This is a genomic window from Xylophilus sp., assembly GCA_009914555.1.
GTDB lineage: Bacteria > Pseudomonadota > Gammaproteobacteria > Burkholderiales > Burkholderiaceae_C > WNDY01.
Genome location: WNDY01000018.1, coordinates 1 through 25818 on the forward strand (window position 1 = coordinate 1; position 25818 = coordinate 25818).

23 protein-coding genes are annotated in these 25818 nt (G+C 71.3%); 17 read left to right on the forward strand and 6 right to left on the reverse strand.

What is annotated here, in order from left to right; all coding sequences use genetic code 11:
• Positions 1-291, forward strand: a 291-nt coding sequence (locus tag GAK38_RS10205; protein WP_325343762.1) for a hypothetical protein, incomplete at its 5' end; no start/stop codon positions are given.
• A 614-nt stretch (positions 292-905) separates the two neighbouring features.
• Here GAK38_RS10205 and GAK38_RS10210 read toward each other — a convergent pair.
• The 3 genes from GAK38_RS10210 to GAK38_RS10220 form a co-directional block, all read right to left on the reverse strand.
• The gene (locus GAK38_RS10210; protein WP_325343764.1) at positions 906-1340 is read right to left on the reverse strand and encodes a hypothetical protein; all 435 of its coding nucleotides are present in this window, start codon (positions 1338-1340) and stop codon (positions 906-908) included.
• 108 nt (positions 1341-1448) lie between these two features.
• Positions 1449-2930 carry a Ppx/GppA phosphatase family protein gene (locus GAK38_RS10215; RefSeq protein ID WP_325343766.1) on the reverse strand — a complete coding sequence of 494 codons (1482 nt, stop codon included), beginning with the start codon at positions 2928-2930 and terminating at the stop codon, positions 1449-1451.
• Between the two features lie 104 nt (positions 2931-3034).
• Positions 3035-4192 carry an ABC transporter substrate-binding protein gene (locus GAK38_RS10220; protein ID WP_325343767.1) on the reverse strand — a complete coding sequence of 386 codons (1158 nt, stop codon included), beginning with the start codon at positions 4190-4192 and terminating at the stop codon, positions 3035-3037.
• Positions 4193-4389: 197 nt separating this feature from the next.
• Here GAK38_RS10220 and GAK38_RS10225 point away from each other — a divergent pair, with 197 nt between their 5' ends.
• The 12 genes from GAK38_RS10225 to phoR all read left to right on the forward strand — a co-directional run bounded on the left by GAK38_RS10225 (position 4390) and on the right by phoR (position 16460).
• Positions 4390-5415 (forward strand): ABC transporter substrate-binding protein, encoded by a 1026-nt coding sequence (locus GAK38_RS10225; RefSeq protein ID WP_325343768.1) that lies wholly within the window; start codon positions 4390-4392, stop codon positions 5413-5415.
• A 127-nt stretch (positions 5416-5542) separates the two neighbouring features.
• Complete coding sequence (locus tag GAK38_RS10230) at positions 5543-6268, forward strand: ABC transporter permease (RefSeq protein WP_325343770.1); 726 nt, start codon at positions 5543-5545, stop codon at positions 6266-6268.
• Positions 6241-6978, forward strand: coding sequence for an ABC transporter ATP-binding protein (locus GAK38_RS10235; protein ID WP_325343772.1), 738 nt, complete (start codon positions 6241-6243; stop codon positions 6976-6978). Before GAK38_RS10230 ends, GAK38_RS10235 begins: the two co-directional genes overlap by 28 nt.
• Positions 6979-7022: 44 nt before the next feature.
• Positions 7023-8111 (forward strand): rhodanese-like domain-containing protein, encoded by a 1089-nt coding sequence (locus GAK38_RS10240; protein WP_325343774.1) that lies wholly within the window; start codon positions 7023-7025, stop codon positions 8109-8111.
• Positions 8112-8127: 16 nt separating this feature from the next.
• Positions 8128-9405, forward strand: coding sequence for an acyl-CoA dehydrogenase family protein (locus GAK38_RS10245; protein WP_325343776.1), 1278 nt, complete (start codon positions 8128-8130; stop codon positions 9403-9405).
• A 209-nt stretch (positions 9406-9614) separates the two neighbouring features.
• A complete protein-coding gene (gene pstS / locus GAK38_RS10250) occupies positions 9615-10649 on the forward strand; it encodes a phosphate ABC transporter substrate-binding protein PstS (RefSeq protein ID WP_325343778.1) in 1035 nt (344 codons plus the stop codon).
• A 106-nt stretch (positions 10650-10755) separates the two neighbouring features.
• Positions 10756-11721, forward strand: coding sequence for a phosphate ABC transporter permease subunit PstC (gene pstC, locus GAK38_RS10255; protein WP_325343780.1), 966 nt, complete (start codon positions 10756-10758; stop codon positions 11719-11721).
• Positions 11718-12614, forward strand: a complete 897-nt coding sequence (pstA, locus tag GAK38_RS10260) for a phosphate ABC transporter permease PstA (protein WP_325343782.1) — start codon at positions 11718-11720, stop codon at positions 12612-12614. The genes pstC and pstA overlap by 4 nt, the downstream gene beginning before the upstream one ends.
• Before the next feature lie 19 nt (positions 12615-12633).
• Complete coding sequence (gene pstB / locus GAK38_RS10265; RefSeq protein ID WP_325343784.1) at positions 12634-13410, forward strand: phosphate ABC transporter ATP-binding protein PstB; 777 nt, start codon at positions 12634-12636, stop codon at positions 13408-13410.
• A gap of 187 nt (positions 13411-13597) precedes the next feature.
• A complete protein-coding gene (gene phoU / locus GAK38_RS10270; protein WP_325343786.1) occupies positions 13598-14299 on the forward strand; it encodes a phosphate signaling complex protein PhoU in 702 nt (233 codons plus the stop codon).
• A gap of 73 nt (positions 14300-14372) precedes the next feature.
• Complete coding sequence (gene phoB, locus GAK38_RS10275) at positions 14373-15077, forward strand: phosphate regulon transcriptional regulator PhoB (protein ID WP_325343788.1); 705 nt, start codon at positions 14373-14375, stop codon at positions 15075-15077.
• A 24-nt stretch (positions 15078-15101) separates the two neighbouring features.
• On the forward strand, positions 15102-16460 hold the full coding sequence (gene phoR / locus GAK38_RS10280) for a phosphate regulon sensor histidine kinase PhoR (RefSeq protein WP_325343790.1): 1359 nt from the start codon (positions 15102-15104) through the stop codon (positions 16458-16460).
• Here phoR and GAK38_RS10285 read toward each other — a convergent pair.
• The 3 genes from GAK38_RS10285 to GAK38_RS10295 all read right to left on the reverse strand — a co-directional run bounded on the left by GAK38_RS10285 (position 16447) and on the right by GAK38_RS10295 (position 19970).
• A complete protein-coding gene (locus GAK38_RS10285; RefSeq protein ID WP_325343792.1) occupies positions 16447-17796 on the reverse strand; it encodes an MATE family efflux transporter in 1350 nt (449 codons plus the stop codon). The genes phoR and GAK38_RS10285 overlap by 14 nt on opposite strands.
• The gene (locus tag GAK38_RS10290) at positions 17786-19456 is read right to left on the reverse strand and encodes a hypothetical protein (RefSeq protein ID WP_443089191.1); all 1671 of its coding nucleotides are present in this window, start codon (positions 19454-19456) and stop codon (positions 17786-17788) included. The genes GAK38_RS10285 and GAK38_RS10290 overlap by 11 nt, the downstream gene beginning before the upstream one ends.
• A gap of 250 nt (positions 19457-19706) precedes the next feature.
• A complete protein-coding gene (locus tag GAK38_RS10295) occupies positions 19707-19970 on the reverse strand; it encodes a type B 50S ribosomal protein L31 (RefSeq protein WP_325343794.1) in 264 nt (87 codons plus the stop codon).
• 115 nt (positions 19971-20085) lie between these two features.
• Here GAK38_RS10295 and sbcD point away from each other — a divergent pair, with 115 nt between their 5' ends.
• From sbcD to GAK38_RS10315, 4 genes are all read left to right on the forward strand, one after another.
• Positions 20086-21315: an exonuclease subunit SbcD gene (sbcD, locus tag GAK38_RS10300; protein ID WP_325343795.1), complete on the forward strand. Its 1230-nt coding sequence runs from the start codon at positions 20086-20088 to the stop codon at positions 21313-21315.
• A complete protein-coding gene (locus GAK38_RS10305; RefSeq protein ID WP_325343796.1) occupies positions 21312-24740 on the forward strand; it encodes an AAA family ATPase in 3429 nt (1142 codons plus the stop codon). The genes sbcD and GAK38_RS10305 overlap by 4 nt, the downstream gene beginning before the upstream one ends.
• A 116-nt stretch (positions 24741-24856) precedes the next feature.
• On the forward strand, positions 24857-25342 hold the full coding sequence (locus tag GAK38_RS10310; RefSeq protein WP_325343798.1) for a MerR family transcriptional regulator: 486 nt from the start codon (positions 24857-24859) through the stop codon (positions 25340-25342).
• Positions 25266-25658 carry a carboxymuconolactone decarboxylase family protein gene (locus GAK38_RS10315; RefSeq protein WP_325343860.1) on the forward strand — a complete coding sequence of 131 codons (393 nt, stop codon included), beginning with the start codon at positions 25266-25268 and terminating at the stop codon, positions 25656-25658. The genes GAK38_RS10310 and GAK38_RS10315 overlap by 77 nt, the downstream gene beginning before the upstream one ends.
• The last annotated feature ends 160 nt before the right edge of the window (positions 25659-25818 follow it).

Below are 25818 nucleotides of genomic sequence, written 5' to 3' on the forward strand. Positions count from 1 at the left end.
GAGGGGCTGAGCCATGGGTCCATGGGCCAACCGGGGGGGCCTCCGGCGGCCTGGCAGGGGCCTGATAGATCAACAGCCAGAAACCAGTTCACCAACCGCCTCACACACAGAAATACTGACAGCCCCCTCTACGTGAACAGGGGCGGTTCTGGATTGGTGCCCGAGGCCGGAATCGAACCGGCACGCCTTTCGGCGAAGGATTTTCTTACCACTTCGACTTTCGCCGCCGCCCTGCTCAACGCAGGCGTTCGTGGTCTGGAGCACGCCTTCACCATAGCCTTGCGGCCGTAGGTGCCCGCCGTCTGCTCTCTACACCTTCCCAAGCTGTAGCTTGGGCTTGGCTCGGCGTTGGCTCGGATGCAAAAGCATCCAGGGCGTTCGCCGAAGTTGACGGGCTTCACTTCGGGCGTTTCCCCCCGAAGGCTCAAATTGTTCAAGTCCCTTGTGTCTACCGATTTCACCACTCGGGCGTAGTGCTCAACGCACCGAAAATACCTACCTCCATCCACTGGCGCCTAGCTGGCCCCCCTGGCCGTCAAGCCAAAGCTGCAAGATTGCGGCCTGTCACTATTGACCTTCTGGCCCGGTAGTTCTAGCAGAAAGGACTTGACAAAGCAGATTTTAAGTTCCAAGTGTCTGCCAATTTCCCATCCAGGCGCAGGGAGGACGCATTCTACCGGCGGTCCGCAATCCCGCCGGGGATCAAAGACTCCCGGTGACGCGCGGTCCACAGCGCACGAGAATCCCGCGCCATGGGGCCCCTCGGCTGGGGTCGCTGGTCCTGACACTCGCTGCGTTGGATTTCTCCAGGGTGGAGAAATCCAACTGGTCCTCCCACTCCTCGCGCACGAAGCCGCGCAGCAGGGCCCCGACGCTCGGCGGAGGGGTGAACTCGTCCCGTGGCCTCAGCCCTTGGACTTCTGCTTGCCCGCGCCCGCTTCCTCGGCGCTCGGGCGGCCGGTCTTGATGGGGGGCACGGCGGCGAGGGCCTTGAGCAGGGCGGCATCGCCCAGGGCAGCCAGGATCTTGATGCCGGCGCGCAGGACTTCGCTCTTCTTGGCCGGCTGGCCCAGCTGCTGGGCGCGAGCCTTCAGCGCGTCGAGTTGGGCATATTCGGACTTCGGGATGCTGAAGCTGTCGCGCACGAGTTTGAGCTTCTTGCCGGCCGTGTCCTTGGGCGTGGCCTTTTCCTTCGCCGGCTCGGCCTTGGCCGCCGATGCGGCGGGTACCTTCTTCGGTGCCGCGGCGGTCTTCGCGGCGCGCGGCTTGCGCGCGGCAGTGGCCGGAGCCGACGCGGGAGCGGCCGCCGGGGCGGCGGCCGAAGGGGTTGCAGTTGCCATGGTCATTCTTTCCTAGCGCGGGCTGGCGTTGAAACGGTATAAACAGTATATACAGTTTCGATGCGCACCCCGGCCGCAGGCTTTGCGTCGCGGCCGAATCCGGGCGGCTCAGTCGGCCTGCACGGACAGCTCCCAGCCCGTCTTCTGCCAGGACAGGGCTTCCTCGCGCAGCAGGTGGGCCGACTGCGGATAGTCGGCGCCCCAGCCGGGCCGCGCGCCCAGCGCGAAGCGGCCGTCGGTGCGCGCGAGCGTCAAGCCCTCCAGGTCCGGGTCGCGGCGGGCATGGCACAGCGCCGTGGCCAAGCGCAGGCTCAGCAGCTGCAGCGCGAAGACCGGGTCCGACAGGTCGGCGTCGAGCTTCCTCACCTTGCCGCGGTGGCCCAGCACCAGCTGGCCGAGCCGGTGCAGCTCCGACAGCGCGAAGCCCGGTGCATCGGTGTTGTCGAGGATGTAGGCGCCGTGGCGGTGGTAGTCGCCGTGCGAGATGCGGCAGCCGATCTCGTGCAGCCGTGCGGCCCAGCCGAGTTCGCGTGCGGCCTGCTCGCTGCCTTCGGGCGCGGCCTGGGCGAACAGCGCGCTGGCGGTGCGGGCCACGCGGTCGGCCTGCGCCGCATCGACGCCGAAGCGCTGGCCCAGCACGTCCACCGTGGTGCCGCGTAGGTCGGTGGTGGACAGCTCGCGGTCGATCAAGTCGTAGAGCGCGCCCTGGCGCAGCGCGCCCTGGGCGGCCTGCAGCTCGTCGATGTCGAGCAGGTTCATCAGCGCCGACAGCACCGAGAAGCCACCGCCGATCACGGCGCGCCGGTCTTCCTTGAGGCCCTCGATGCGGATGCGGTCGGCGCTCTGCGCGCGCAGCAGCCGCTCGCGCAGGCGCTCCAGCGCGGCGCGGCGCACCAGGCCCTCGGGCTCGCCGAAGGCCTGGTGCAGGATGTCGGCCACCGCGCCCACGGTGCCGGAAGAGCCATAGGCCACGTCCCAGGCGTCGCGGCGGTAGATCGCAAGCGCCTCGTCGAGCACCGCCTTGGCCGCGATCTCGGCCGTGGCGAAGGCGCGCGGCGTGAACTGGCCGTCGCCGAAGTAGCGGCTGGACCACGACACGCTGCCGACGCGGAACGAGGCCACGGCCTCGGCATGGTAGTGGCGCCCGAGAATGAGCTCGGTCGAACGCCCGCCGATGTCGATGACCAAGCGGCGCTCGTCGGACTGCGGCAGCAGGTGCGATACGCCCTGGTAGATCAGTCGAGCTTCTTCCGGGCCGGAGATGACCTCGATGCGGTGGCCCAGCAGTTCGTTGGCGCTGGTCAGGAAGGTCTCGCGGTTGCGCGCCTCGCGCAGCGTCTGCGTGGCCACGGCGCGCACCTGGGCCGGCGCGAAGCCGGCCAGGCGTTCGGCGAAGCGGGCCAGGCAGTCCCAGCCGCGCTGCATCGCTTCGGTGGTCAGGTTGCGCTCCTCGCCCAGGCCGTTGCCCTGGCGCACCGTCTCCTTCAGATACTCCACCCGCTGGAGCTGGCCGTGGTCGATGCGGGCGATTTCGAGGCGAAAGCTGTTGGACCCGAGGTCCACGGCGGCGAGAAGGGTTCCGTTTTTCATGGGGGCGCGCGGGGGCGGCGGGCGGCGTTTCGATGGCCGGCCAGCATAGCACCGGGTCCGGGCGCCACCGGGACCGCGCGTGTCGGAATGCAGTGCGGCTTGCATCAGCCGACGATGCGGCCGTCCGGCGCCAGCATGCTCTGGGTGACCGGTCCGGCGCTGCGGCCGCCGGCGTCGTAGTCGATGCGAAAGCCTCCCAGGTCCACCGGCGTGCGCTTCTGGAAGGCCGCCAGCACGGCGGCGCGCGTCGGCGTGCCGTCGATCGCCGCGATCACTTCGGCCGTGTAGCGCGCAGCGACGAAACCGGCCAGGCCGAGCGGCGAGGGCGCCTCGTCGAACAGGCGCGCGAGCACGTCGCGGTAGGCCCGCACGACCGGGACGCCGGCCGTGACCAGCGGCACGGCCTGCGCGGCGATCACCGATGCGCTGCTGCGCGCGGCCAGGCCCAGCGGGGCCAGCACCTGGAGGCTGACGTCGGCCAGCGCCACCACGTAGCGCTGCCGTTTCTGCCGGCCCAGGCCCTGGACGAATTGCTGGAGCTCTGGCGCGCCGCCCACGAACAGCAGGATGGCCGGCGTCTGCGGTCCGAGGCGCTGGCCCAGCGGCAGCAGGCCGGCTGCGTCGGGCTGCCAGTCCCTCACGCGCAGGCCCAGTGCCGTGGCACTGCGCGCCACGGCGGCCTGCGCCTGACGGCGTGCGGCCGCGTCGGCATAGATCACGCCGAGCTCGGCCACGCCCATGACGGCCAGGTTGCGCACCGCATGGGCGATCTGGGCCTCGTGGCCGGCGAAGATCAGGAAAGTGTTCGTGCCGATGTCCACGCCGCTGCGCTGCAGCCAGGGCGCGACGTTGGCGAGGCCCGCGGCCGGGCCGCGCAGCAGCAGCGGCGGCAGGGCGGCCGCCACGGGATCGCCCACGCAGCCCGACAGGGCGATGCAGGCCGGATCGGCCGCGGCCGCGGCCAGCGCGTCGCGCGTGGCGGCGGCGCTGCCGTCGGTCTCGACCACGCGGTGCAGCACCGGCCGCCCGCGCAGGCCGCCGCGGGCGTTGAGGTCCTGCCAGGCGGCGCGCGAGCCGATGAGGAAGTCGCGGCTCACGTCCTGCTGCGCCGGCGAGGTGTCGGCGATCTGCACGATGCCGAGCGGCCGGGCCGCACCGCCGGGCTGGGCCCGTGCCGGCATCGCGAGGCTGGCCCCGGCCACCGCCGCGCTCGCATGGAACACCAGCCAGGAACGGCGACGGCAGGGTGGCAGGAGGGCCATGGCAGGAGGGCTCGGAGCGAAGGAAACCCGCAAACTTATCGTCGGGCGGTGACAGCGCCATGACAGGGGAAGCAGCCGTTTTACAGCCCAAAACCGGCCAGACGGAATCGTCATGGCGATATCCGAATTGGTAGCTTGGGTGCGCCACGGGCCGCTCCTAGCATGCGCTGCTTGCACCGACCCGGCCGCCACGACCGATGACTTACCTCTCCCGCTCCTCCAATTTCTTCTCCGCGCGGCGCCGCACCGTGCTGGCCCTGGCGGCAGGCTCGGCTGCCGGGCTGGCCGCCGCCGGGCCCGATCTGTCGCAGGTCACGCTGACCGTGGGCACGCCCAACAAGACCGGCCTGCACCGCCAGCTGCTGGCCTCTGGCGAGGCCGAGGGCGCGCCCTACAAGATCCGCTGGGCCGATTTCGATTCGACGCCGCCGCTGATCGAGGCGTTGCGCGCTGGTTACGTCGACATCTCCGCTGGCGGCGAGACGGGCCTGTTCTTCGGCATCGCCAACGGAGTGAAGGCGTCGATCCTGGCTGCGACCGTCGAGCGCGGCGAGAGCGGAAGCGCGATCCTCGTGCGCAAGGATTCTCCGCTGAAGACCGTGGCCGATCTCCGCGGCCGCAAGATCGCATTGCCGTATTTCACCAAGCAGCACTACCAGCTCGCACGCGCGCTGGAGCAGGCCGGCGTGCCCTGGGATGAGAAACTGATCCTTCGCCTGAACACGACCGACGGCCTGTCGGCCCTGGTCAACGGGCAGGTCGAAGCCTTCGTGGTCTGGGACCCGAACGCCGCCATCGCCGAAACCCAGCATGGTGCGCGCGTGCTGCAGCCGCTCAAGGCCGTGGTCGATGCGCCGGGCGTGCTCTACGCGCCCGACAGCAGCCTGCAGGATCCGGTCCGCAAGGCCGCGCTGGCCGACCTCGTGCGCCGCATCATCCGCGCCCAGGCCTGGGTGCTGGCCCATCCGAAGGAATGGTCGGAGCAGGTGGCGAGGCTGTCGCAGATCTCGATCGAGGCCGCGCGCCTGTCGACCAGCCGGTCGTCGCAGGCCTATGCGCCGGCCGACGATCCGGCCACGCTGGCGGCCTGGCAGCAGCAGATCGACTTCTTCGCCGCAGGCGGCCAGTTCCGCAAGCCGTTCAAGGTGGCCGACCACGTGGCCCGGGATTTCTCGCCGATCGTCCCCCAGGAATCCGCAAGTGTCGCTCAGTCTGCCCGCTGATGCGGTCCATACCCCCGGGACTGAACCGCCAGCGCGCTCGCCAGACGAACGTCTAGAAAGGATACTCCCGGCGGCACAGCGTCGCCGCGCGCCTCTGCCGCGCGGGCTGGCACGCTCCAGCGGCATCGTGCTGCTGGCCGCAGCGTGGTGGGCCTCGACGCGCTACGGATGGCTGTCCCAGGACCTGGTTCCGGCGCCGGCCACGATCTGGCAGACGCTGCTGGAGATGCTGCACAGCGGCGAACTGGCCGAGGCGCTGCGGCTGTCCCTGCACCGCGTGGCGGCGGGCTTCGCCATCGGGCTCGTCACCGGCGTCGGCCTGGCGCTGCTGTCGGGCCTGCTGCGCGTGGGCGAGGACATCGTCGACGCGCCGATGCAGATGCTGCGCACGCTGCCCTGGGCCGGCCTGGTGCCGCTGCTCATCATCTGGCTCGGGATCGACGAGGCGCCCAAGATCACGCTGGTGGCCTATGCGGTGGTCTTTCCGCTCTACATCAACACCTTCGCGGGCATCCGCAACGTCGACCGCACCCTGGTCGAGGTGGCGCATACGCTGCGGCTGGGCCGCGCCGGGCTGATCTTCCAGGTCGTGCTGCCCGGCGCGCTGCCGGGGCTGCTGGTCGGCCTGCGCTATGCGCTCGGCTCGGCCTGGCTGGCGCTGGTCTTTGCCGAGACGGTCAATGCCCAGGGCGGGCTGGGCTACCTCATCACCCATGCGCGCGAGGTCTACCGGGTGGACATCATCGTGCTCTGCCTGGGCATCTATGCGGTCCTGGGCCTGGCGGCCGACGGTATCGTGCGGCTGCCCGAAAGGGTTTTGCTTCAATGGCGGCAGAACTTCGCGGGCCGGTGAGCGCGCCGGCCGGGGACGGCGCGGCGGTGCAGGTGCGCGGCCTGGTGCGGCGCTTCGGCGAGCGCGCGGTGATCCGCGGGCTGGACCTGGACATCCGCCGCGGCGAATTCGTCGCGCTGCTCGGCGCCAGCGGCTGCGGCAAGAGCACGCTGCTGCGCGTGCTGGCCGACCTGGACCACGGGATCGAAGGCAGCGTGCGCGTGTCGCGCGAGCGGGCCGTGGCCTTCCAGGCGCCGCGGCTCTTTCCGTGGAAGCGCGTCTGGAGCAACGTGGTCGCCGGCCTGGACGGCCCACGCACCCGCGCACGGGCCGATGCCGCGCTCGACGAGGTCGGCCTGCTGCACCGCGCAAACGCCTGGCCCAGGGACCTGTCGGGCGGCGAGGCCCAGCGCGCCTCGCTCGCCCGCGCGCTGGTGCGCCAGCCCGAGCTGCTGCTGCTCGACGAGCCCTTCGCCGCCCTCGACGCGCTGACCCGGCTGAAGGCCCAGGCCCTCGTCGGCGAACTCTGGCAGCGGCACAGCCTCGCGGTGCTGCTGGTCACCCACGACGTGGACGAGGCCCTGCTGCTGGCCGACCGCGTGCTCGTCATGCGCGACGGCGCCATCGCCCACGAAGCCATCGTCACCGCCGCGCGGCCCCGCGCGGCCGGCGACACGGCCCTGGCGCCGCTGCGCCGTCAGCTGCTGGGCTGGCTCGGCGTCGGCCATTGATCGCATTCCTCTTCCCGACAACCCACCAACGCAAGGAGCGCGCCATGCCTGCACCCCACCCGATCACCCCCGCCCAGCTCAAGGAATGGCTCGAAGACGGCCGCGAACTGGCCCTGCTCGACGTGCGCGACGAGGCCGGCTTCGCCAAGGGCCATCCGCTGTTCGCCACCAACGTGCCGGCCGACCGGCTGCTGCGCGACATCGACCGCTTCGTGCCGCGCAAGGCCGTGCGCACCGTGCTGATCGACGGCGGCGACGGCGCGGCCGAGCGCCTGGCGCACGAGCTGGCCGAAACCGGCTGGCCGCTGATCCACTGGGTGCAGGGCGGCACGCCGGCCTGGGAGGCGCTGGGCGCCGGCCTGCCGACCTTCGACACCTCGGGCCGCGACTTTTCGCTGGCCATCCGCGCCGAGAAGGGCACGCCGGTGCTGACGGCCGAGGAACTGAAGGCCGCCCGCGACCGCGGCGAGGACGTCGTGGTCATCGACACCCGCACGCTGCCCGAATTCACCCGCGCCCACGTGCCGGGCGCCGTCGGCGTGCCGGCGGCCGAGCTGCTGCTGCGCTTCGCCGACGTCGTGCCCTCGGCCCGCACCAAGGTGGTCGTGTCCTGCGCCGGGCTGCCGCGCGCCATCCTGGGCGCGCAGACGCTGATCGACGCGGGCGTGCCCAACGAGGTCGTCTACCTGGACGACGGCACGGCCGGCTGGACGCGGGCCGGCCTGCAGCTGGAAGAGGGCGCGACCCGCACCTTTGGCCCGGCGAGCGACGCCGGCCGCGAGGCGGCCCAGGGCTTCCTTGACAGCTTCGCCGACAGCATCCCGGAAGTGGACGAGGCCACGGCCCGCGGCTGGCAAGCCGACCCCGGCCGCACCACCTACCTGCTCGATGTGCGCACGCCGGCCGAGTTCGCCGCCGGCCACCTGCCGGGCACGGTCTCGTCGGAGGGTGGCCAGCTGGTCGCCGTGTCGCACCGGACCATCGCCGTGCGCGGCGCGCGCGTGGTGCTCATCGACGATCTGGACGGCGTCCGCGCCCGCACCACGGCCCACTGGCTGCAGCGCCGCGGCTTCGAGATCGCGATCCTGCGGTACGACTTCCAGGCCGCCCGAAGCCTGGCACAGGCTGCCTGAACCGCAGAGGGCATTCATGACCGATACCATCATCGCTGCGCCGCGCCTCGACTGGGGCACCGCCCCCAGCGCGCGTTATGAATCGCTGGCCCGGCCGCTGCGCCCGCTGCTGGCCCGCATCGCCGCCGGCGCCGTCGAACGCGACCGCACCCACCACCTGCCGCGCGAGGAGATCGCCGCGCTGCGCGCCGAAGGCTTCGCCCGCCTGCGCCTGCCGCAGGAATGGGGCGGGCAGGGCGCGACCCTGCCCGAATACTTCGCGCTCCTCATCGAGCTGTCGGAGGCCGACCCCAACATCACCAACGCCCTGCGCTCGCACGGCGGCTTCGTCGAGGAACTGCTCGATGTGGAGCCGGGCGCCTGGCGCGACCGCTGGCTCGCGCGCGCGGGCGCAGGCGACCTGGTCGGCAGCGGCTTCTCCGAGTCCGGCGACGCGCCGGTCGGCACCTACGCGACCCGGCTGGAGCGCCAGGGCGGCGGCCGGTGGCTGCTCAACGGCGGGAAGTACTACACGACCGGCTCGCTCTATGCCGACTGGATCCACCTGGGCGCGGTCGACGAGGCCGGCCAGCCCGTGGGCGCGCTGGTGCCGACCTCCGCACCGGGCGTGGAGATCACGGACGACTGGGACGGCTTCGGCCAGCGGCTCACCGCCAGCGGCACGGTGCGCTTCACCGACGTGGCACTGGACGACGGGCACATCAAGCCGCGTGCGACCCGCTTCCGCTACTCCGGCGGCTTCTTCCAGCTGGTGCACCTGGCCGAGCTGGCCGGCATCGGCCGGGCGGCCACGCAGGAGCTGGCCAGCCTGGTCGCCGCGCGCCGCCGCATCTACCCGGGCCGCGGCACCGCGCCGCGCTCGTCGCAGGATCCGCAGGTGCTCGAAGTGGTCGGCAAGGTGCGCAGCGCCGCCTACGCGGCCGGCGCCATCACCCTCAGGGCGGCCGAGGCACTGGAGCGCGCGGCCCGCGCCAAGGCCGACGGCCTGGACGAGGCCGCCCGCAACCAGGTCTACGCTCAGGCCGACCTGGAGGTGGCCCAGGCGGTCACCGTGGTCACCAGCCTGATCCTCGACGCGACCACGGTGCTGTTCGACGCGTTGGGCGCCTCGGCCGCCAAGGAGGGCCTGGGCCTGGACCGCCACTGGCGCAACGCGCGCACGATTTCGTCGCACAACCCGCGCATCTACCACACGCGCATCGCCGGCGACCATGCGGTCAACGGGACGCCGCCGCCAGTGCGCGTGGGCACGGCCGGCGGGGCGCCGGCACCCGAGCAGCTGCGCGCCGCCTGAATACTCCCGGGGTTTTACCATCCTGGCCAGCCAAGGACGGCCGCAAGCCATAGATAGAGGTCGGAGTATACGAAACGCGAGCCGTCATGACAGTTTCATGACGGCTTTTTCCATGCCTGGCCGCGTCCGGAGAAAGTCACACAGCTGTCATAGTCGCTACCTACAGTTCGCTGCATCCCCCTCCCGTCACCCGAAACAAGGATGTCTGTATGAACAAGTTCCTGGTAGCCGTCGCCGCCACGGCCGTCGCCCTCGGCGGCACCTCGCTGGCCTGGGCGCAAACCAAAGCCACCGGCGCCGGCGCAAGCTTCCCGGCACCCGTGTACGCCAAGTGGGCCGCTGAATACAACAAGGCCACCGGCGTGCGCATCAACTACCAGTCCGTCGGTTCGGGCGCCGGTCTCAAGCAGATCGAAGCCAAGACCGTCGACTTCGGCGCCAGCGATGCTCCCCTGAAGGACGACGAGCTCAAGGCCAAGGGCCTGGTGCAGTTCCCGACCGTGGTCGGCGGCGTGGTGCCGGTGGTCAACATCAAGGGCATCGGTCCCGGGCAGCTCAAGCTCAACGGCCAGGTCCTGGGCGACATCTACCTCGGCAAGATCACCCACTGGAACGATCCGGCCATCAAGGCGCTGAATGCCGGCGTGAGCCTGCCGAACGGCCCCATCGCCGTGGTCCGCCGCGCCGACGGCTCGGGCACCAGCTTCGCCTTCACCAACTACCTGAGCCTGGTCAACGCCGAGTGGAAGTCCAAGGTCGGCGAAGGCACGGCCGTGAACTGGCCCACCGGCGCCGGCGGCAAGGGCAACGAAGGCGTGGCCGCCTTCGTGGGCCGCCTGCCGGACTCGATCGGCTACGTCGAGTACGCCTACGCCAAGCAGCACAAGATCGCCTACGTGCAGCTGCAAAACGCCGACGGCCAATTCGCCTCGCCGAGCGAGGCCGCCTTCAAGGCCGCCGCTGCCGGCGCCGACTGGAACCGGACCTTCTACCAGATCCTGAACAACAAGCCGGGCAAGGATGCGTGGCCCATCACCACGACCACCTACATCCTGCTGCACAAGGTGCAGGACAAGCCGCAGCAGGCCACGACCACGCTGAAGTTCTTCGACTGGGCGTTCAAGAACGGCGACAAGATCGCCGCCGACCTCGACTACGTGCCGCTGCCCGACGCGGTGAAAGACTCGATCCGCAAATCCTGGGACGAGATCAAGGACACGTCCGGCAAGCCGGTCTCCCACTGATCGCCGGCCGCGCCGACGACGCCTCCCCATCACTACAGGCTGACACGTGTCCACTACACTGCCGGTCGGCCAGCCTCCGTCGCGCACGACGGGGGCTGATGCATGCATGACCACACCTCCCCGCCCCCGCCCGCGTCTGTCCGGCGCGCTGGCCGATCGACTGTTCGGCTGGCTGGCCAAGGGTGCGGCGCTGCTCACGCTGGCGCTGCTCCTCGGCATCCTTGCATCGCTCATCGTCGGCGCCTGGCCCTCCATCAGTGCCTACGGCCTGGGCTTCTTCACGCGCAGCGTGTGGGATCCGGTGAGCAACGAGTACGGCGGGCTGGTGATGATCTACGGCACGCTGGCCACGTCGTTCATTGCCCTGCTGATCGCGGTGCCGGTGAGCTTCGGCATCGCGCTCTTCCTCACCGAACTCTCTCCCGCATGGCTCAAGCGCCCGCTGGGCACCGCCGTCGAGCTGCTCGCGGCCGTGCCCTCGATCGTCTACGGCATGTGGGGCCTGATGGTGTTCGGCCCCATCCTCGCGACCTTCGTACAGCGGCCGCTGCAGCGGCTGTTCGACGGCGTGCCGGTGCTCGGTGCGCTGGTGTCGGGCCCGCCGGTGGGCATCGGCATCCTGTCGGCCGGGATCATCCTGGCCATCATGATCATCCCGTTCATCGCCTCGGTGATGCGCGACGTGTTCGAGGTCACACCGCCGCTGCTCAAGGAGTCGGCCTACGGCCTGGGCTCCACCACCTGGGAAGTGGTGTGGAAGGTGGTCCTTCCGTTCACCAAGACCGGCGTGCTCGGCGGCGTCATGCTCGGCCTGGGCCGCGCGCTCGGCGAGACCATGGCCGTCACCTTCGTGATCGGCAACATGAACCAGCTGAATTCCGTCTCGCTGTTCGAGGCCGCCAACAGCATCACTTCGGCGCTGGCCAACGAGTTCGCCGAGGCCGGCGCCGGCCTGCACCAGGCGTCGCTGATCTACCTGGGCCTGGTGCTGTTCTTCATCACCTTCGTGGTGCGGTCGCTGTCCAAGCTGCTGCTGACCCGCCTGAAAAAGAACGAAGGGGCGAAATCTTGAATACCCCCCCCTCCACCACCGGCGACCGCCTGATCCTGGCGGCCGAACTGGAACGTACCCGGGCCAGCAAGTACGCCCACCGCAAGCGCGTCAACCAGATCGCGCTGACCCTGTCGCTCGCCGCGATGGCCTTCGGCGTGTTCTGGCTGATCTGGATTCTGTTCGAGACGATCCGCCTGGGCGTGGGCGGCATGAGCCTGGCCCTGTTCACCGAGATGACGCCGCCGCCGAACGAAGCGGGCGGCATCTCCAACGCCATCTTCGGCTCGTTCGTGATGGTGCTGCTGGCCACCTTCGTCGGCACGCCGATCGGCATCATGGCCGGTGTCTACCTGGCCGAGTACGACACCCGCGGCTGGCTCGCGTCGGTCACGCGCTTCGTCAACGACATCCTGCTGTCGGCGCCGTCGATCGTGATCGGCCTGTTCGTCTATGCCGTCGTCGTGGCGCGGTTCAAGAGCTTCTCGGGCTACGCCGGCGTGGTCGCGCTGGCGCTGATCGTGATCCCGGTCGTGATCCGCACGACCGAGAATATGCTGCTGCTGGTGCCCGCCGGCCTGCGCGAGGCCGCCTACGCCCTGGGTACGCCGAAGTGGAAGGTCATCACCCTGGTCACGCTGCGCGCCGCCCGCGCCGGCGTCATCACCGGCGTGCTGCTGGCCGTGGCCCGCATCGCCGGCGAGACCGCGCCGCTGCTTTTCACCGCACTGAACAACCAGTTCTGGAACGCCGACCTGGGCAAGCCGATGGCCAGCCTGCCGGTGACGATCTGCAAGTTCGCGATGAGCCCGTACGAGAACTGGCAGCAGCTGGCCTGGGCCGGCGTGTTCCTGATCACCGTGGCGGTGCTCGGCCTCAACATCCTCGCCCGCGTGCTGACGCGGCAGAAGTAGAAAGGAGAAGACCTCGACCATGTCCGCAACGCTTTCCTCCACGCCGTCGAAGATCTCGGTCAAGGACCTGAACTTCTACTACGGCAAGTTCCATGCGCTCAAGGGCATCAACCTCGACATCCCGGAGAAGAAGGTCACCGCCTTCATCGGCCCGTCGGGCTGCGGCAAGTCCACGCTGCTGCGCACCTTCAACCGCATGTTCGAGCTCTATCCCGAGCAGCGCGCCGAAGGCCAGATCATCCTCGACGGCGAGAACCTGCTGACCAGCAAGCAGGACGTGGCGCTGATCCGCGCCAAGGTCGGCATGGTGTTCCAGAAGCCCACGCCTTTCCCGATGTCGATCTACGACAACATCGCCTTCGGCGTGAAGCTGTTCGAGAACCTGTCGGCCTCCGACATGGACGACCGCGTGGAATGGGCGCTGCGCAAGGCCGCGCTCTGGGCCGAGGTCAAGGACAAGCTCCAGCAGAGCGGCTCCGGCCTCTCCGGCGGCCAGCAGCAGCGCCTGTGCATCGCCCGCGGCATCGCGATCAAGCCCGAGGTCCTGCTGCTCGACGAACCCTGCTCGGCGCTCGACCCGATCTCCACTGCCAAGGTCGAGGAACTGATCGCTGAGCTGAAGAACGAATACACCGTCGTCATCGTGACCCACAACATGCAGCAGGCTGCGCGCTGCAGCGATTACACGGCCTACATGTACCTGGGCGACCTGGTCGAGTTCGGCGAGACCGAGCAGATGTTCTTCAAGCCCCACCGCAAGGAAACGGAAGACTACATCACCGGCCGCTTTGGATGATGGAGACCAACCCCCTGAGCCGCTGTGCGGCTCCCCCCTTCTCTCTGCGCGCTTCGCGCTGCGGGAAGGGGGGCGACGCCAGCGCGGCGGGGCGGCCCTCGCGCGGCGTCGGCTGGCCTGGGCCACGGCAGTTTCGTGGGCTGCGCGCGGCGGCTGGCGCCATGTGTCATTGAACGAGGAGTTCCTTATGCCGGACAAGCATCTTTCCACCCAGTTCGACAGCGAGCTCAACACCGTCTCGGCCCGCGTCATGGAGCTTGGCGGCCTGGCCGAGTCGCAGATCCGCAACGCGGTCTATGCGCTGTCGCAGTTCAGCGCCGAGGTCGCCGACCAGGTCATCGACACCGAGCAGCGCGTCAACGCGATGGAAGTCGAGATCGACCGCGACCTGTCCTCGATCATCGCGCGGCGCCAGCCGACGGCGCGCGACCTGCGCCTCCTGATCGCCATCTCCAAGACCACGGCCAACCTCGAGCGCGTCGGCGATGAGTCGGCCAAGATCGCGCGCATGGTCAAGTCGATCATCGAGAGCGGCGCGGCGCGCACGCTGCCGTCGTCGGACCTGCGCGTCGCCGCCGACCTGGCATCGGCCCTGCTGCGCAAGGCGCTCGACGCGTTCGCGCGCCTCGACGTGACCGCCGCCGTCGCCATCCTCAAGGAGGACGACGCCATCGACAGGGAGTTCGACGGCTTCGTGCGCAAGCTCATCACCTACATGATGGAAGACCCGCGCACCATCTCGCCGAGCCTGGACCTGCTGTTCCTGGCCAAGGCCATCGAGCGCATCGGCGACCATGCGAAGAACATCGCCGAGTTCATCATCTACATCGTCAAGGGCACCGACGTGCGCCACACTTCCCTGGAGCAGATCGAATCGGCAGTGCAATAGATGACATCCCCCAAGCGGCTGCGCCGCTGGCCTGGGCCGTGCCGGCCATGGCGCTGTGCCACGGAAAGTTGATATGAAAAAGATTCCTCGTGTCCTCATCGTCGAAGACGAATCCGCGATCGCCGAACTGATCGCGGTCAACCTGCGCCACAACGGCTTCGCGCCGGTCTGGGCGGAGGACGGCGACTCGGCCCAGCGCGAACTCGATGCCGTGCTGCCCGACGTCATCCTGCTCGACTGGATGCTGCCGGGTCAGAGCGGACTCACGCTCGCGCGCAAGTGGCGCGCCGACGCACGGACCAAGGCCGTGCCGATCCTGATGCTCACCGCCCACGGCGACGAGCCCGACAAGGTGGCCGGCCTCGACGCCGGTGCCGACGACTACATCACCAAGCCGTTTTCCACGCAGGAGCTGCTGGCCCGCATCCGCGCCGTGCTGCGCCGCCGCACGCCCGAGCAGGCCGGCGAGAGCGTGACCGTGGGCGGCCTGCAGCTCGACCCGGCCACCTATCGCGTCACCTGGCACGGCAGCCCGGTCAAGGTCGGACCGACCGAGTTCAAGCCGCTGAACTACTTTATGGCCCATCCGGAGCGCGTGCACAGCCGCTCCCAACTGCTCGACCGCGTCTGGGGCGACCACGTGTTCATCGAGGAGCGCACGGTCGACGTGCACGTCAAGCGCCTGCGCGAGGCGCTGGGCGAGGCCGGCGCGATGGTCGAGACGGTCCGCGGCGCGGGCTACCGCTTCACCGCGGCCTCCGCGCTGCTGCGCGCCTGAGGGCCGGGACGGGGTAGCGGCCGCATGGCCTTGCGTTTCTTCTTCTTCCTCCTCTTCCCCGTGGTGGGGGCGGGCATCGGCGAACGGGCCGCGAACATGCCCGGCGCCTGCGGCGGCGCCATCGCCGGCAGCATGCTGTGGTTCGCCTGGGACGCCTGGCGCGCCGCGCGCGTGCTGCGCTGGCTGCGCGGCGATGCGGCCGGCACGCCGCCGCCGCTGCGCGGCCTGTGGGGCGACGTGATCGACCGGGCGCGCAAGCAACTGCGGCTGCGCGATGCCCAGCTGCGCGAAGCCCAGGACCGCCTGCAGGAGTTCCTGGCGGCGCTGCAGGCATCGCCCAGCGGCGTGATCCTGCTGGACCCGCAGGGCTGCATCGAATGGAGCAACCAGACGGCGATGCAGCTGCTGGGCATCGATTCGCAGCGCGACATGCAGCAGCCCATCGGCAACCTGCTGCGCGACCCGGCCTTCAACAGCTACCAGGCCGGCCGCGATTTCTCGCACGACATCGTGATCCTCGGCCCCAACAGTACGGCCGGCCGGCCGGTCAAGCTGTCGGTGCAGCTGCACCCCTACGGCCAGGGCCGCAAGCTGCTGTTGGCCCGCGACGTCACCGCGGTGGAGCAGGCCGAGGCCATGCGCCGCGACTTCGTGGCCAACGTGTCGCACGAGATCCGCACGCCGCTGACGGTGCTGGCCGGCTTCATCGAGACGCTGCAGACCCTGCAGCTCGACGCCGGCGAGCGCAGCCGCTACCTGGACCTCATGGGCCAGCAGGGCAAGCGCATGCAGACGGTGGTGAACGACCTGCTGACGCTCTCGCGCCTGGAAGGCAGCCCACTGCCCAGCCTGCTGGACTGGGCCCCGGTGCAGCCGCTGCTCCAGCGCTGCGAGGACGAGGCCCGGGCGCTGTCGGTGCTGCTGACGCACAACCATGCCAGGGCGCACGAGATCCATTTCCCCGATCTGTCCGATACCGCAGCCTTCGGCGAGGTGGCCGGTTCGGCCGGCGAGCTGCAAAGCGCCTTTTCCAACCTCGTCAGCAACGCGGTGCGCTACACGCCCGCCGGCGGCACGATCACCGTACGCTGGCGCTGGCTGGCCGACGGCCGCGCCGAGTTCTCGGTGCAGGACACCGGCCCGGGCATCGCGCCCGAGCACATCCCGCGGCTGACCGAGCGCTTCTACCGCGTGGACCGCAGCCGTTCGCGCGACACCGGCGGCACCGGCCTGGGACTGGCCATCGTCAAGCACGTGGTCCAGCGCCACGGCGCGGCCCTGCGCATCGACAGCACGCCGGGAACCGGCTCGACCTTCTCGATCACGCTGCCGGCCAAGCGCCTGCGCCAGCCGGTGCAGCCGGCCGCCGTCACGGCGGCGTGACGCGGCGCATGGCGCGCCGCAGCATCCACGGGAAGACGGCCGCGGCCAGCATCAAGGCCAGCGTCGCCGCGGCCCAGAAGGCTGCCGGCGATTCCCAGGCCGGCCAGCGCGCCATGCCCCGGTAGGCCAGCGCGAGGCCGCCGCCCAGGCCCAGGCCCCACAGCAGCACCGAATAGATGACAAGCGTTGACACCGTCACCTGCCACGACCGCAGCAGGAAGACGCAGACCGTCTGCACTGCATCGGCCAAGTGGTAGAGCGCCACCCAGCCGAGCAGGGCCGCGGCCGCCGCGGCGACGGCCGCTTCGCCGGTGTAGATGCCGGCCACCTGGCTGCGCAGCACGGCCAGCGCTGCCGCCAGTACCACGGCCGCGACCATCGCCAGCCGCAGCCCCAGCCAGGCCGCCTGCCGGGCGCGCCGGGGCTGGGCGGCGCCGAGCCAGTAGCTGGCGCGCGAACTCGACGCGATGGCCAGCGACAGCGGCACCATGTAGAGCACCGCGCCGACGTTGGCCGCGACCTGGTGCGCCGCCAGCGCGACCGTGCCCTGGCGCGCGATGAAGAGCGCCATCAGCGTGAAGGACGTCACCTCCACGGCGATGCCCAGGCCCGCCGGCACGCCCAGCCGCAGGAAGCGCACGAGCATCGGCCCGTCCGGCCGCTCCATCGGCTCCCACAGGCGCAAGGGCCGGTACAGCGCCTGGCTGCGCAGCAGCCACACGGCCATGGCCAGCACCGCCACCTGGTCGGCCACGGTGGCCCAGGCGCAGCCGGCCACACCCATCGGCGCGAGCCCCAGGCCGCCAAAGGTGAACCAGACCGTCAGCGGCACCTTCACCACCACCGAGCCGACCTGCAGCCAGGTCACCAGTTGCGGCTTGCCCAGCGCCTGGTTTAGCGTGGCGTAGAGGCGAAACAGCAGGGTGGCCGGCAGCGCCAGCGCGAGGACGGCGAGGTAATGCTCCACGTCGCCCTGCAAGGCCGGCGGCACGTCGGTCCAGCGCAGGATGGGCCGTGGGAAGAGCAGGGCGGCCGCGCCCAGCACGCCGGCCGGCACGCAGATGTAGAGCAGCGCCTGCCGCACGGCCCGGCCCACCTCCGTCGGGCGCCCGGCGCCGTGCATCTCGGCCCAGACCGGCAGCAGCCCCTGGACCACGCCGGTCAGGGCCACGAAGACACTCACGAAGACGGCCGAGCCGACGGAGAGCGCCGCCAGCGCCTCGCTCGAATAGCGCCCCGCCACGACGGTGTCGGCCATGCTGAAGGCCATGACGGCCAGCTGCCCGGCCAGCACCGTGCCCGCATGGCGCAGGATGGTGGGCGCCTCAGCCGCCATCGGTGGCGCGCTTGCGCTGGAACAGCATCAGGTTCTCGGTCTTGTCGGTCGGGCGGTTGACGGTGGCGCGCCACTGCCACCGGGCGGCATCGACGGCCGAGGGCAGGGCGGCGCGGGCGTCGAAATCGACCGCCAGCCATTCGCACCGCGGCTCGTGCCCGGCCGGCACCAGCGTGAAATGGCCGTGGTGCCGCAGGCCGACGATCTGCGCGCGGCTGAGGCCGAAGAACTCCATGCAGGTCGGCTGACCCACGATGCGCGCGACGCTGCGGCTCTGCGCCGCATAGCTGCGGGCGAAGTCCAGCGCCGGCAGCCACAGCGTGCTCAGCAGCAGCCAGCACAGCGCGGCGCCGCCGGCCGGCAGCACCAGGCTGCGCCAGATGGCCGAGCGGTTGCGCCCGGTGCGCCAGGCCACGAGCCACAGCCAGGCCAGCGTGGCGGCCAGCGCGGCCAGGAAGGCGACCAGCGAGAAGCTCGGCACGAAGCCCGGCGCCAGCTTGGCCACATTGGCCGCCGGCTTGGCCGGCACGCCGGTCTGCAGCGAGATCCAGACCACCCAGATCGTGATGGCGCTGGTGGTGAAGAACAGCAGCGTGAACCAGTCGATGATGGCCGCGACGCTGCGCCGCAGCGTTGGCAGTGCGAAGGCCGCGAGCGCGGCGAACGACGGCAGGCCCAGCAGCAGCGCCCGGTCGGCCGGCTGGGTGAACAGCGTCGCGGTCAGCGCGGTGAGCGCAAAGCCCAGCGGCAGCAGCAGGTGGCGGCGCACGCGGCGGCTGGCGATCTGCCGCCGCCAGCGCCAGACCGTCCACAGCACCAGCGGCCAGGTCGGCCAGGTGAACCAGAGCAGCAGCCGGCCGAGGCTCTGCCATTGCTTGCCGCCGTCGCCGGCACCGGGTAGCAGGATGCGCCAGCGCCAGAGCGCGAGCGCCTGGGCCAGCGCTACAACGGCCAGCGTTGCCAGGCCGACGGCGATGGCCACGCGCCGTATACGCGCGGGCGCCACGTCGGGCTCCTCTGGCTGCACCGCGGCCAGCACGGTGCCGATCGCGCCGAACACCACGGCCAGCACCGGCCCGCCGCTGAGCGCCAACCCAGGCAGCCCCAGCACCAGCGAGACGGCCGGTGCCAGCGTGCGGTGCGGTGCCGCAGCGAGCGCGTAGAACACCAAGGCCGTGCAGCTCAGCTGCGTCAGATAAGCCGTGCCTTCGTGCGAGAACTGGGCCAGTCCCAGGCAGGCCACCAGTGCGAGCAGGCCGCCGTCGGCGATGGCCCGGGCATAGTCCACTGGCCGGGCCTCCCCGCCGAAGGCGAAGGCCACCGGCTGGGCGGCCGGGCTGCGCGCCAGGTGGTAGACGCCGTACCAGGTCGCCACCAGCGTGAGCGCCAGCAGTGCCGCGAACGGCAGCCGCGCGGCCATCTCCACGCCGAAGACGTTGCCGAAGAGCCGCACCGACCAGGCGCCGAGCCAGTACGGCAGCAGGCCGTCGGTCTCGGGCGCGAAGCCGGCGATGCGCGGGTCCAGCCAGTCGGTGCGGCCATGCGCCAGTTCGAGCATGTAGCCGAACGCGGTGAGGTCGGCGCTCTTCCAGGGGGCGCGGCCGACGAAGCCGGGGATGACGTAGGCCGCGCAGAACAGCAGCAGCGCCCAGCGCGGCATGCGGCGCACGGCGCTCTGGGCAACGATGGCAGGGGTGGGCGAATTCACGCGGTAGGGCGCCGGACAGGAAGGGGCCGGCCGAGGATAGCGGGAAAAACAGGCCCTCGGGCAAGCGCCATGCGCTCGCCCGGTCCCCCGAGGGGCGCTTTTTGTCTTGGGGCGGCGCAGCGGCAAAACAAAAGGCAGCGCGGAAGAACCCGGGCTGCCTTGGTGCGAACTGCGGCTGCGGGCCGCAGACCGAAACGCCTGCTTACTTGGCGATCGGGGTCTTGCCGAAACGGTTGCGGAAGCGTTCCACGCGGCCGCCCATGTTGTCGACCGACTTCTGCGTGCCGGTGTAGAACGGATGGGATTCGCTGGAGGTATCGAGCTTGTAGAGCGGCAGCTCGCGGCCGTCGTCGGTGGTGCCGGTCTCGCGGGTGGCGACGGTCGAACGGGTCACGAACTTGAAGCCGTTGGACAGGTCGACGAACAGGACTTCGCGGTAGTCCGGGTGAATACCTTGCTTGGGCATGGCGGATGGCCTTTCTGGTCTGTCGCGGTAGCCGCTGCACACCCATTGCACAGTACTTTCCGCCGAAAACCCGGCATTATAGCCGACCCATCCATTGGCTCCACCGTCTTCCTTCGTGCGAATCCTCCACACCTCCGACTGGCACCTGGGCCAGCACTTCATGGGCCGCACACGCCAGGCGGAGCACCAGACTTTCGTCCATTGGCTGGCGCAGCAGGTGGCCGCGCACCGGGTCGACGCAGTCATCGTCGCCGGCGACGTGTTCGACACCGGTGCGCCGCCGAGCTATGCGCGCGAGCTCTACCACCAGGCCGTCGGCGCCATCCGCGATGCCGGGGCGGAACTCGTCGTGCTCGGCGGCAACCACGATTCGGCTGCGGTGCTGGCCGAAAGCCGCGCGCTGCTGGTCCGCGTGGGCTGCCGCGTGGTGCCGGCGGCCGCCGCCGACCCGGCCGAGCAGGTGCTCGTGCTGTCGCGCCGCGGCGGCACGCCGGGGGCGGTGCTGTGCGCCGTGCCCTTCCTGCGCCCGCGCGATCTGGCGGTACAGAGCCAGGCCGGCCAGGGCGCGGCCGACAAGCAGCTCGCGCTGCAGGAAGCCATCCGCGCCCACTACGACGGCCTGCACCTGCTGGCGCGCGAGCGTAGCGCCGCGCTCGGCGGCCTGCCGGTCGTCGCGACCGGCCACCTCACCACGGTGGGCGCGAGCCGCAGCGAGGCGGTGCGCGAGATCTACGTGGGCGCGCTGGAGGCCTTCCCGACCGACGCCTTCCCCGCCGCCGACTACATCGCGCTCGGCCACATCCACCAGCCGCAGAAGGTCGGCGGGCGCGAGCACATCCGCTACAGCGGCTCGCCGATCCCGCTGTCGTTCGACGAGGCGGCGCAGCGCAAGGAGGTGTTGTTGGTGGACTTCGACCTCGCCGGTCTGCAGGCGATCACGCCGCTGCCGGTGCCCCGTTTCCAGCCGCTGGCCAGCGTGCGCGGCCGGCTCGACGACCTGCCGGCACTGCTGGCCCGGGCGGCGCATGCGGCCAGCGCGGCGCAGCCGGCCTGGCTGGAGGTCGAGGTCGTTGCCGACGACTATCTCTCCGACCTCCAGCCGCGCGTCGCGCGCATGGCCGAAGGCCTGCATGCGGAGGTGCTGCGCGTGCGACGCGCGCGCGGCACGGCCGCCGCCGCGACCGCTGCCGGCACGGTGCGCGAGACGCTCGACGAGCTCGATCCGTCGCAGGTGTTCGAGCGTCGCCTGGCGGCCGAAGACCTGGACGAGGCGCTGCGCACGCGGCTGCTGGCGCTGCACCGCGCCGTGGTGGACGACGTGCGCGCAGGGGAGGGCGCGCCATGAAGATTCTGAGCCTGCGCCTGAAGAACCTCAACGCGCTGCGCGGCGAGTGGAAGATCGACTTCGCCGCCGACCCGTTCGCCGCCGCCGGCCTGTTCGCCATCACCGGCCCGACGGGCGCCGGCAAGACCACGCTGCTCGACGCCATCTGCCTGGCGCTCTACCACCGCACGCCGCGCATGGCGGCGCTGTCGGCCGGCGGCAACGAACTCATGACCCGCCACACGGCCGACTGCCTGGCCGAAGTGGAGTTCGAGGCCCGCGGCCGGCGCTACCGCGCCTTCTGGAGCCAGCGACGCGCCCGCGAGCGCATCGACGGTGCCTTGCAGCAGCCCAAGGTCGAACTGGCCCTGCTGGACGGCACCATCCTCACCGACAAGATCCAAGAGAAGCTGCGCCTGACCGAGCAGGCCACCGGCCTGGACTATGGCCGCTTCACCCGGTCAATGCTGCTGGCGCAGGGCGGCTTCGCGGCCTTCCTCGAAGCAGGCGCCAACGAGCGAGCCGAACTGCTGGAGGAGCTGACCGGCACCGAGATCTACGGCGAGATCTCGCGCCGCGTGTTCGACCGGGCGCGCGCGGCCGAGGCCGGCGTGCGCGAACTGCGCATCCGGGCCGAGGGCGTGCAGTTGCTCGACGCCGACCAGCGCGCCGCGCTCGCGCAAGAAGCCGCCGCGCTCGCCGCCGAGGAAAGCGCGCTCGCGGTCGCACTGCGGGATGCGCAGGCCCGTCGCCAGTGGCTCGCCGGGCTGACGGATGCCCGGGCGCGCGCGGCCGCGGCCGATGGCGGCGTGGCCGCGACGCGCGCCGCGCTCGACGCCGCCGCGCCCGACCTGCAGCGCCTGGCCGCCGCAGAGCCGGCGCGGCGGCTGCAGCCGGTGCATGCGGCCCTGCGCCAGGCCGAGAGCGCCGCCGGCACCGCCGACGCCGAGCTGGCGCGCTGCGCCCAGGCGCAGGCGCAGGCCCGGGCGGACTGGCAGCGCGCGGTGGCGCAGGGCCTGGCGATGGCACGGCGGGCCGCCGCCGCGGCCCGGGCCAAGCAGGCCGCCGTGGAGGAGCGCATCGCCGCGCTGGCCCGGCAGCTGGCCGCCGCATCGCCGCACCAGGCCCGCATCGGCGAGCAGCTGGCCGGCTGGCGCGGCCGCATCGCCGATCAGCGGCAGCGCGCGCACGACCTGGCCGCGGCAGCCGAGGCCGTCGCGCGGGCCGAAGCCGCACGGCAGGCGCAGCGCCAGCTGCAGGCCGAACGCGCCCAGGCGGTGCAGGCGGCCGAGGCCGCCGTGCAGCAGGCGCAGTCGCAGAAAGCCGCATGCCGCGCGGCCTGGGAGCAGGCGCTCGGCGGGCGCGACGAGCCGGCCTGGCGCGATGCCGAACTGGCGCTCGTCGCACGCGGCCATGCGCTCGACCAGTGGCAGGAGGCGGCCGCGGCGCGCGAACGGCTCGACGCACAGGCCGTGCAGGCGCAGGAGGCGCTGCCGCCGCTGCACCAGCGCCTGGCGCAGGCCGAAGCGGCCGTGCGGGCCCAGCGCGAACGCTGGAGCGCGGTGCGCCAGCAGCTGCGCGAGCGCGAGCTGCTGCTGGCGCAGGAGCAGCGCATCCAGGCGCTCGAAGCGCACCGCGGCCAGCTGCAGCCCGGCCAGCCCTGCCCGCTCTGCGGCGCGACCGAGCACCCGGCCGTCGCGGCCTATGCCGCGCTCGACGTGCCGGCCACCGAGCGGCTGCGCGACGCCAGCCGGGCCGAACTCGACAGCCTCACCCAGCAGGGCCTGCGGCTGGCCGACGACCTGGCGCAGACCCGCGCGCGCCACGCCGAGGCCGTCGCGCGGATCACCGACTTGCACGGCCAGCAGCAGGAAGCCGCAGCCGCATGGAGCCGGCGCTGCGCCGACCTGGGCCTCGCGCTGCGCGACCGCGCCGCGGTCGAGGCCGAACGCGACCGCCATGCAGCGCAGTACGCGGCGCTGCGGCAGTCCCTGCAGACGATCGCCGCCGCACGTGCGGCCCTGGAATCGGCCCGCGGCCTCGCTACGCAGGCGGCCGCGGCGCTGGCCACGGCGCGCGAGGCCGCCGCCGATGCCGGCCAGGCCGCGCATGGCGCCGACGCCCGTCTGGAAGAACTCCGATCCCAGCAGGCCCGCGAGCAGCAGCGGCAGGCCGAAGCGTTGGCCGCCTGGCAGCAGGAGCTGGCCGCCGTCGGTCTGGAACCGCCGCCGGACGCCGCGGCCTGGCTGGAGCAGCAGGCATCGCTGCACCTCGCATGGCAGGACGCCGGCCGGCAGCACGAGGCCGCGCTGCGCGAGCGCGACAGTGCGCGGGCGGCCCAGGCCGCGGCCGACGCGGACGGCGCGACCTGGCACGCCCGCGCCGCCGCGCCTGCGCCCGCTGCTGCGGAGGAGGGCGCCGGCCCGGACGCGCCGGACGGTGACCCCGAAGCCGCCTTCGACGGCGCCCGCCGCCGCATCGACGAACTGGCCGGCCGCGCCCAGGCCCTGCAGGCGCAGGCGGCCGAAGCCCGCGCCGCAGCCGAAGCCGCGCGGCAGCGCTGGAAAGCCGCCCTGGCGGACAGCGTCTTCGCCGATGAAGACGCCTTTCTCGTGGCTTGCATCGGCGACGAGGAATACGCCCGGCTCGAAAGCCAACGCGACGCCTTGCAGCGCGCCGGCACCGAAGCCCGCGCGCTCGCGGCCCATGCCGCGCAAGCACTCGCCGATCTGCTCGCATCGCCGCAGGCCGACGAAGCCGACGCGCCGGCGCTCGACGCGCAGGTGGCCGCGCTCGGCCAGCGGCAGCGCGAGCTGGCGCTGCGCCAGGGCGCGATCGACGGCCAGCTGCGCGACGATGCCCGGCGGCGCGCAGGCCAGCAGGCGCTGCTCGACGAGATCGCCGCGCGCCAGGCCGACAGCGACGTCTGGCAGCACCTGAACGGCCTGGTCGGCTCGGCCGACGGTGCCAAGTACCGCCGCTTCGCCCAGGGCCTCACGCTCGACCACCTGGTGCACCTGGCCAACCGCCAGCTCGCGCGGCTGCACGGCCGCTACCAGCTCGCGCGCCGCAGCCGCGGCGAGCTGGAGCTCGAAGTCATCGACACCTGGCAGGCCGACGTCGCGCGCGACACGCGCACGCTCTCGGGCGGCGAGAGCTTCCTCGTGAGCCTGGCGCTCGCGCTCGCGCTGTCGGACCTGGTGAGCCACCGCACGCGCATCGAATCGCTGTTCCTCGACGGGGGCTTCGGCACGCTCGACGGCGACACGCTCGAAGTTGCGCTCGATGCGCTCGACACGCTCAACGCCGCGGGCAAGACCATCGGCGTGATCAGCCACGTCGAGGCGGTCAAGGAGCGCATCCCCGTGCAGATCCGCGTGCGCAAGGGCGTGGGCCTGGGCTACAGCGCGCTGGATCCGTCCTTTGCAGTCAGGCAGGGAGTATAGGTCTGAAGCGCTTGCGGTTCGGGCGCTCTGAGGTAGATGAGCAGGGGGTATAGGAAGCTAAAAAAGCGGCATGAAGTGCTTGACTTCGAGCGCGCTCGAACTTCGAGAATCGCCGCATGGAATCCTTTCTGGGCATCGACGAGGTCGCCAGGCGCACCGGCCTGACGGTCCACACGCTGCGCTACTACGAGCGCATCGGCCTGATCGCGCCGGTCGCGCGCGCGGCCGGTGGCCAGCGGCGCTATGCGGCTTCGGACATCGCCTGGATCGACTTCCTGCTGCGCTTGCGGACGACGAACATGCCCATCGGTGCGATGCGGGCGTTCGCGGCACTCCGCGGCGCCGGGGACGCGACGGTGCCCGAACGCCGCCGGATGCTCGAAACGCATCTGGCAGACGTGCTCGCGGCCATCGACGAGATGCGCCGGTCGGCCGAGGCTTTGGAAGCCAAGATCGATCACTACCGCGCACTGGAGCAGTCCCTGCCGCCCCAAACCCGTACCGAGAAAGGACACCGCCATGCCGATGACGACCGCAACGACCGACGACCGCTACGAGCGCGGACTCGCAAAGCTCAGGGAGGTGGACGGGCAGGCCGGTGAGCACGTGCTGCAGAGCCTGCAGGACATCGCCTCGGACTTCGCCCGCTACCTGATCGAGTTCCCCTTCGGGGACATCTACAGCCGCCCCGGGCTGGACCTCAAGAGCCGCGAGATCGCGGTGGTCGCCGCGCTCACGGCCCTGGGCCATGCGGCGCCGCAGCTCAAGGTGCACATCCGCGGCGCGCTCAACGTGGGCGTGAGCCGCACGGAGATCGTGGAGACCATCATGCAGATGGCGGTCTACGCCGGCTTTCCGTCGGCGCTCAACGGGCTGGCGGCCGCTCGCGACGTGTTCGCGCAGGAGGCCGGCGCATGACCCGCTGCCGGTCGGCGTTGTCGAGATGGAGGACGGCAGCCTCGTCGTCTCCCAGTACGGAGGGCGCGTGACCCGCATCGCGCACTCAACGGCCGCCGGCAGGAATGGGGCGCAGCGTTCGACAGGCCGGGCGCCGGCATCGCGGCCGATGGACCGCAGG

Excerpts from the sequence above, each read along its gene's own strand:
- pstB (WP_325343784.1), top strand. The coding sequence starts at position 12,634 with ATGTCCGCAACGCTTTCCTCCACGCCGTCGAAGATCTCGGTCAAGGAC.
- GAK38_RS10305 (WP_325343796.1), top strand. The coding sequence starts at position 21,312 with ATGAAGATTCTGAGCCTGCGCCTGAAGAACCTCAACGCGCTGCGCGGC.
- phoU (WP_325343786.1), top strand. The coding sequence starts at position 13,598 with ATGCCGGACAAGCATCTTTCCACCCAGTTCGACAGCGAGCTCAACACC.
- GAK38_RS10290 (WP_443089191.1), bottom strand. The coding sequence starts at position 19,456 with ATGCCGCGCTGGGCGCTGCTGCTGTTCTGCGCGGCCTACGTCATCCCC.
- GAK38_RS10285 (WP_325343792.1), bottom strand. The coding sequence starts at position 17,796 with ATGGCGGCTGAGGCGCCCACCATCCTGCGCCATGCGGGCACGGTGCTG.
- GAK38_RS10240 (WP_325343774.1), top strand. The coding sequence starts at position 7,023 with ATGCCTGCACCCCACCCGATCACCCCCGCCCAGCTCAAGGAATGGCTC.
- GAK38_RS10235 (WP_325343772.1), top strand. The coding sequence starts at position 6,241 with ATGGCGGCAGAACTTCGCGGGCCGGTGAGCGCGCCGGCCGGGGACGGC.
- GAK38_RS10220 (WP_325343767.1), bottom strand. The coding sequence starts at position 4,192 with ATGGCCCTCCTGCCACCCTGCCGTCGCCGTTCCTGGCTGGTGTTCCAT.
- GAK38_RS10215 (WP_325343766.1), bottom strand. The coding sequence starts at position 2,930 with ATGAAAAACGGAACCCTTCTCGCCGCCGTGGACCTCGGGTCCAACAGC.
- GAK38_RS10310 (WP_325343798.1), top strand. The coding sequence starts at position 24,857 with ATGGAATCCTTTCTGGGCATCGACGAGGTCGCCAGGCGCACCGGCCTG.
- GAK38_RS10295 (WP_325343794.1), bottom strand. The coding sequence starts at position 19,970 with ATGCCCAAGCAAGGTATTCACCCGGACTACCGCGAAGTCCTGTTCGTC.
- GAK38_RS10245 (WP_325343776.1), top strand. The coding sequence starts at position 8,128 with ATGACCGATACCATCATCGCTGCGCCGCGCCTCGACTGGGGCACCGCC.
- phoB (WP_325343788.1), top strand. The coding sequence starts at position 14,373 with ATGAAAAAGATTCCTCGTGTCCTCATCGTCGAAGACGAATCCGCGATC.
- GAK38_RS10210 (WP_325343764.1), bottom strand. The coding sequence starts at position 1,340 with ATGGCAACTGCAACCCCTTCGGCCGCCGCCCCGGCGGCCGCTCCCGCG.
- GAK38_RS10225 (WP_325343768.1), top strand. The coding sequence starts at position 4,390 with ATGACTTACCTCTCCCGCTCCTCCAATTTCTTCTCCGCGCGGCGCCGC.
- GAK38_RS10315 (WP_325343860.1), top strand. The coding sequence starts at position 25,266 with ATGACGACCGCAACGACCGACGACCGCTACGAGCGCGGACTCGCAAAG.
- pstS (WP_325343778.1), top strand. The coding sequence starts at position 9,615 with ATGAACAAGTTCCTGGTAGCCGTCGCCGCCACGGCCGTCGCCCTCGGC.
- pstC (WP_325343780.1), top strand. The coding sequence starts at position 10,756 with ATGACCACACCTCCCCGCCCCCGCCCGCGTCTGTCCGGCGCGCTGGCC.
- phoR (WP_325343790.1), top strand. The coding sequence starts at position 15,102 with ATGGCCTTGCGTTTCTTCTTCTTCCTCCTCTTCCCCGTGGTGGGGGCG.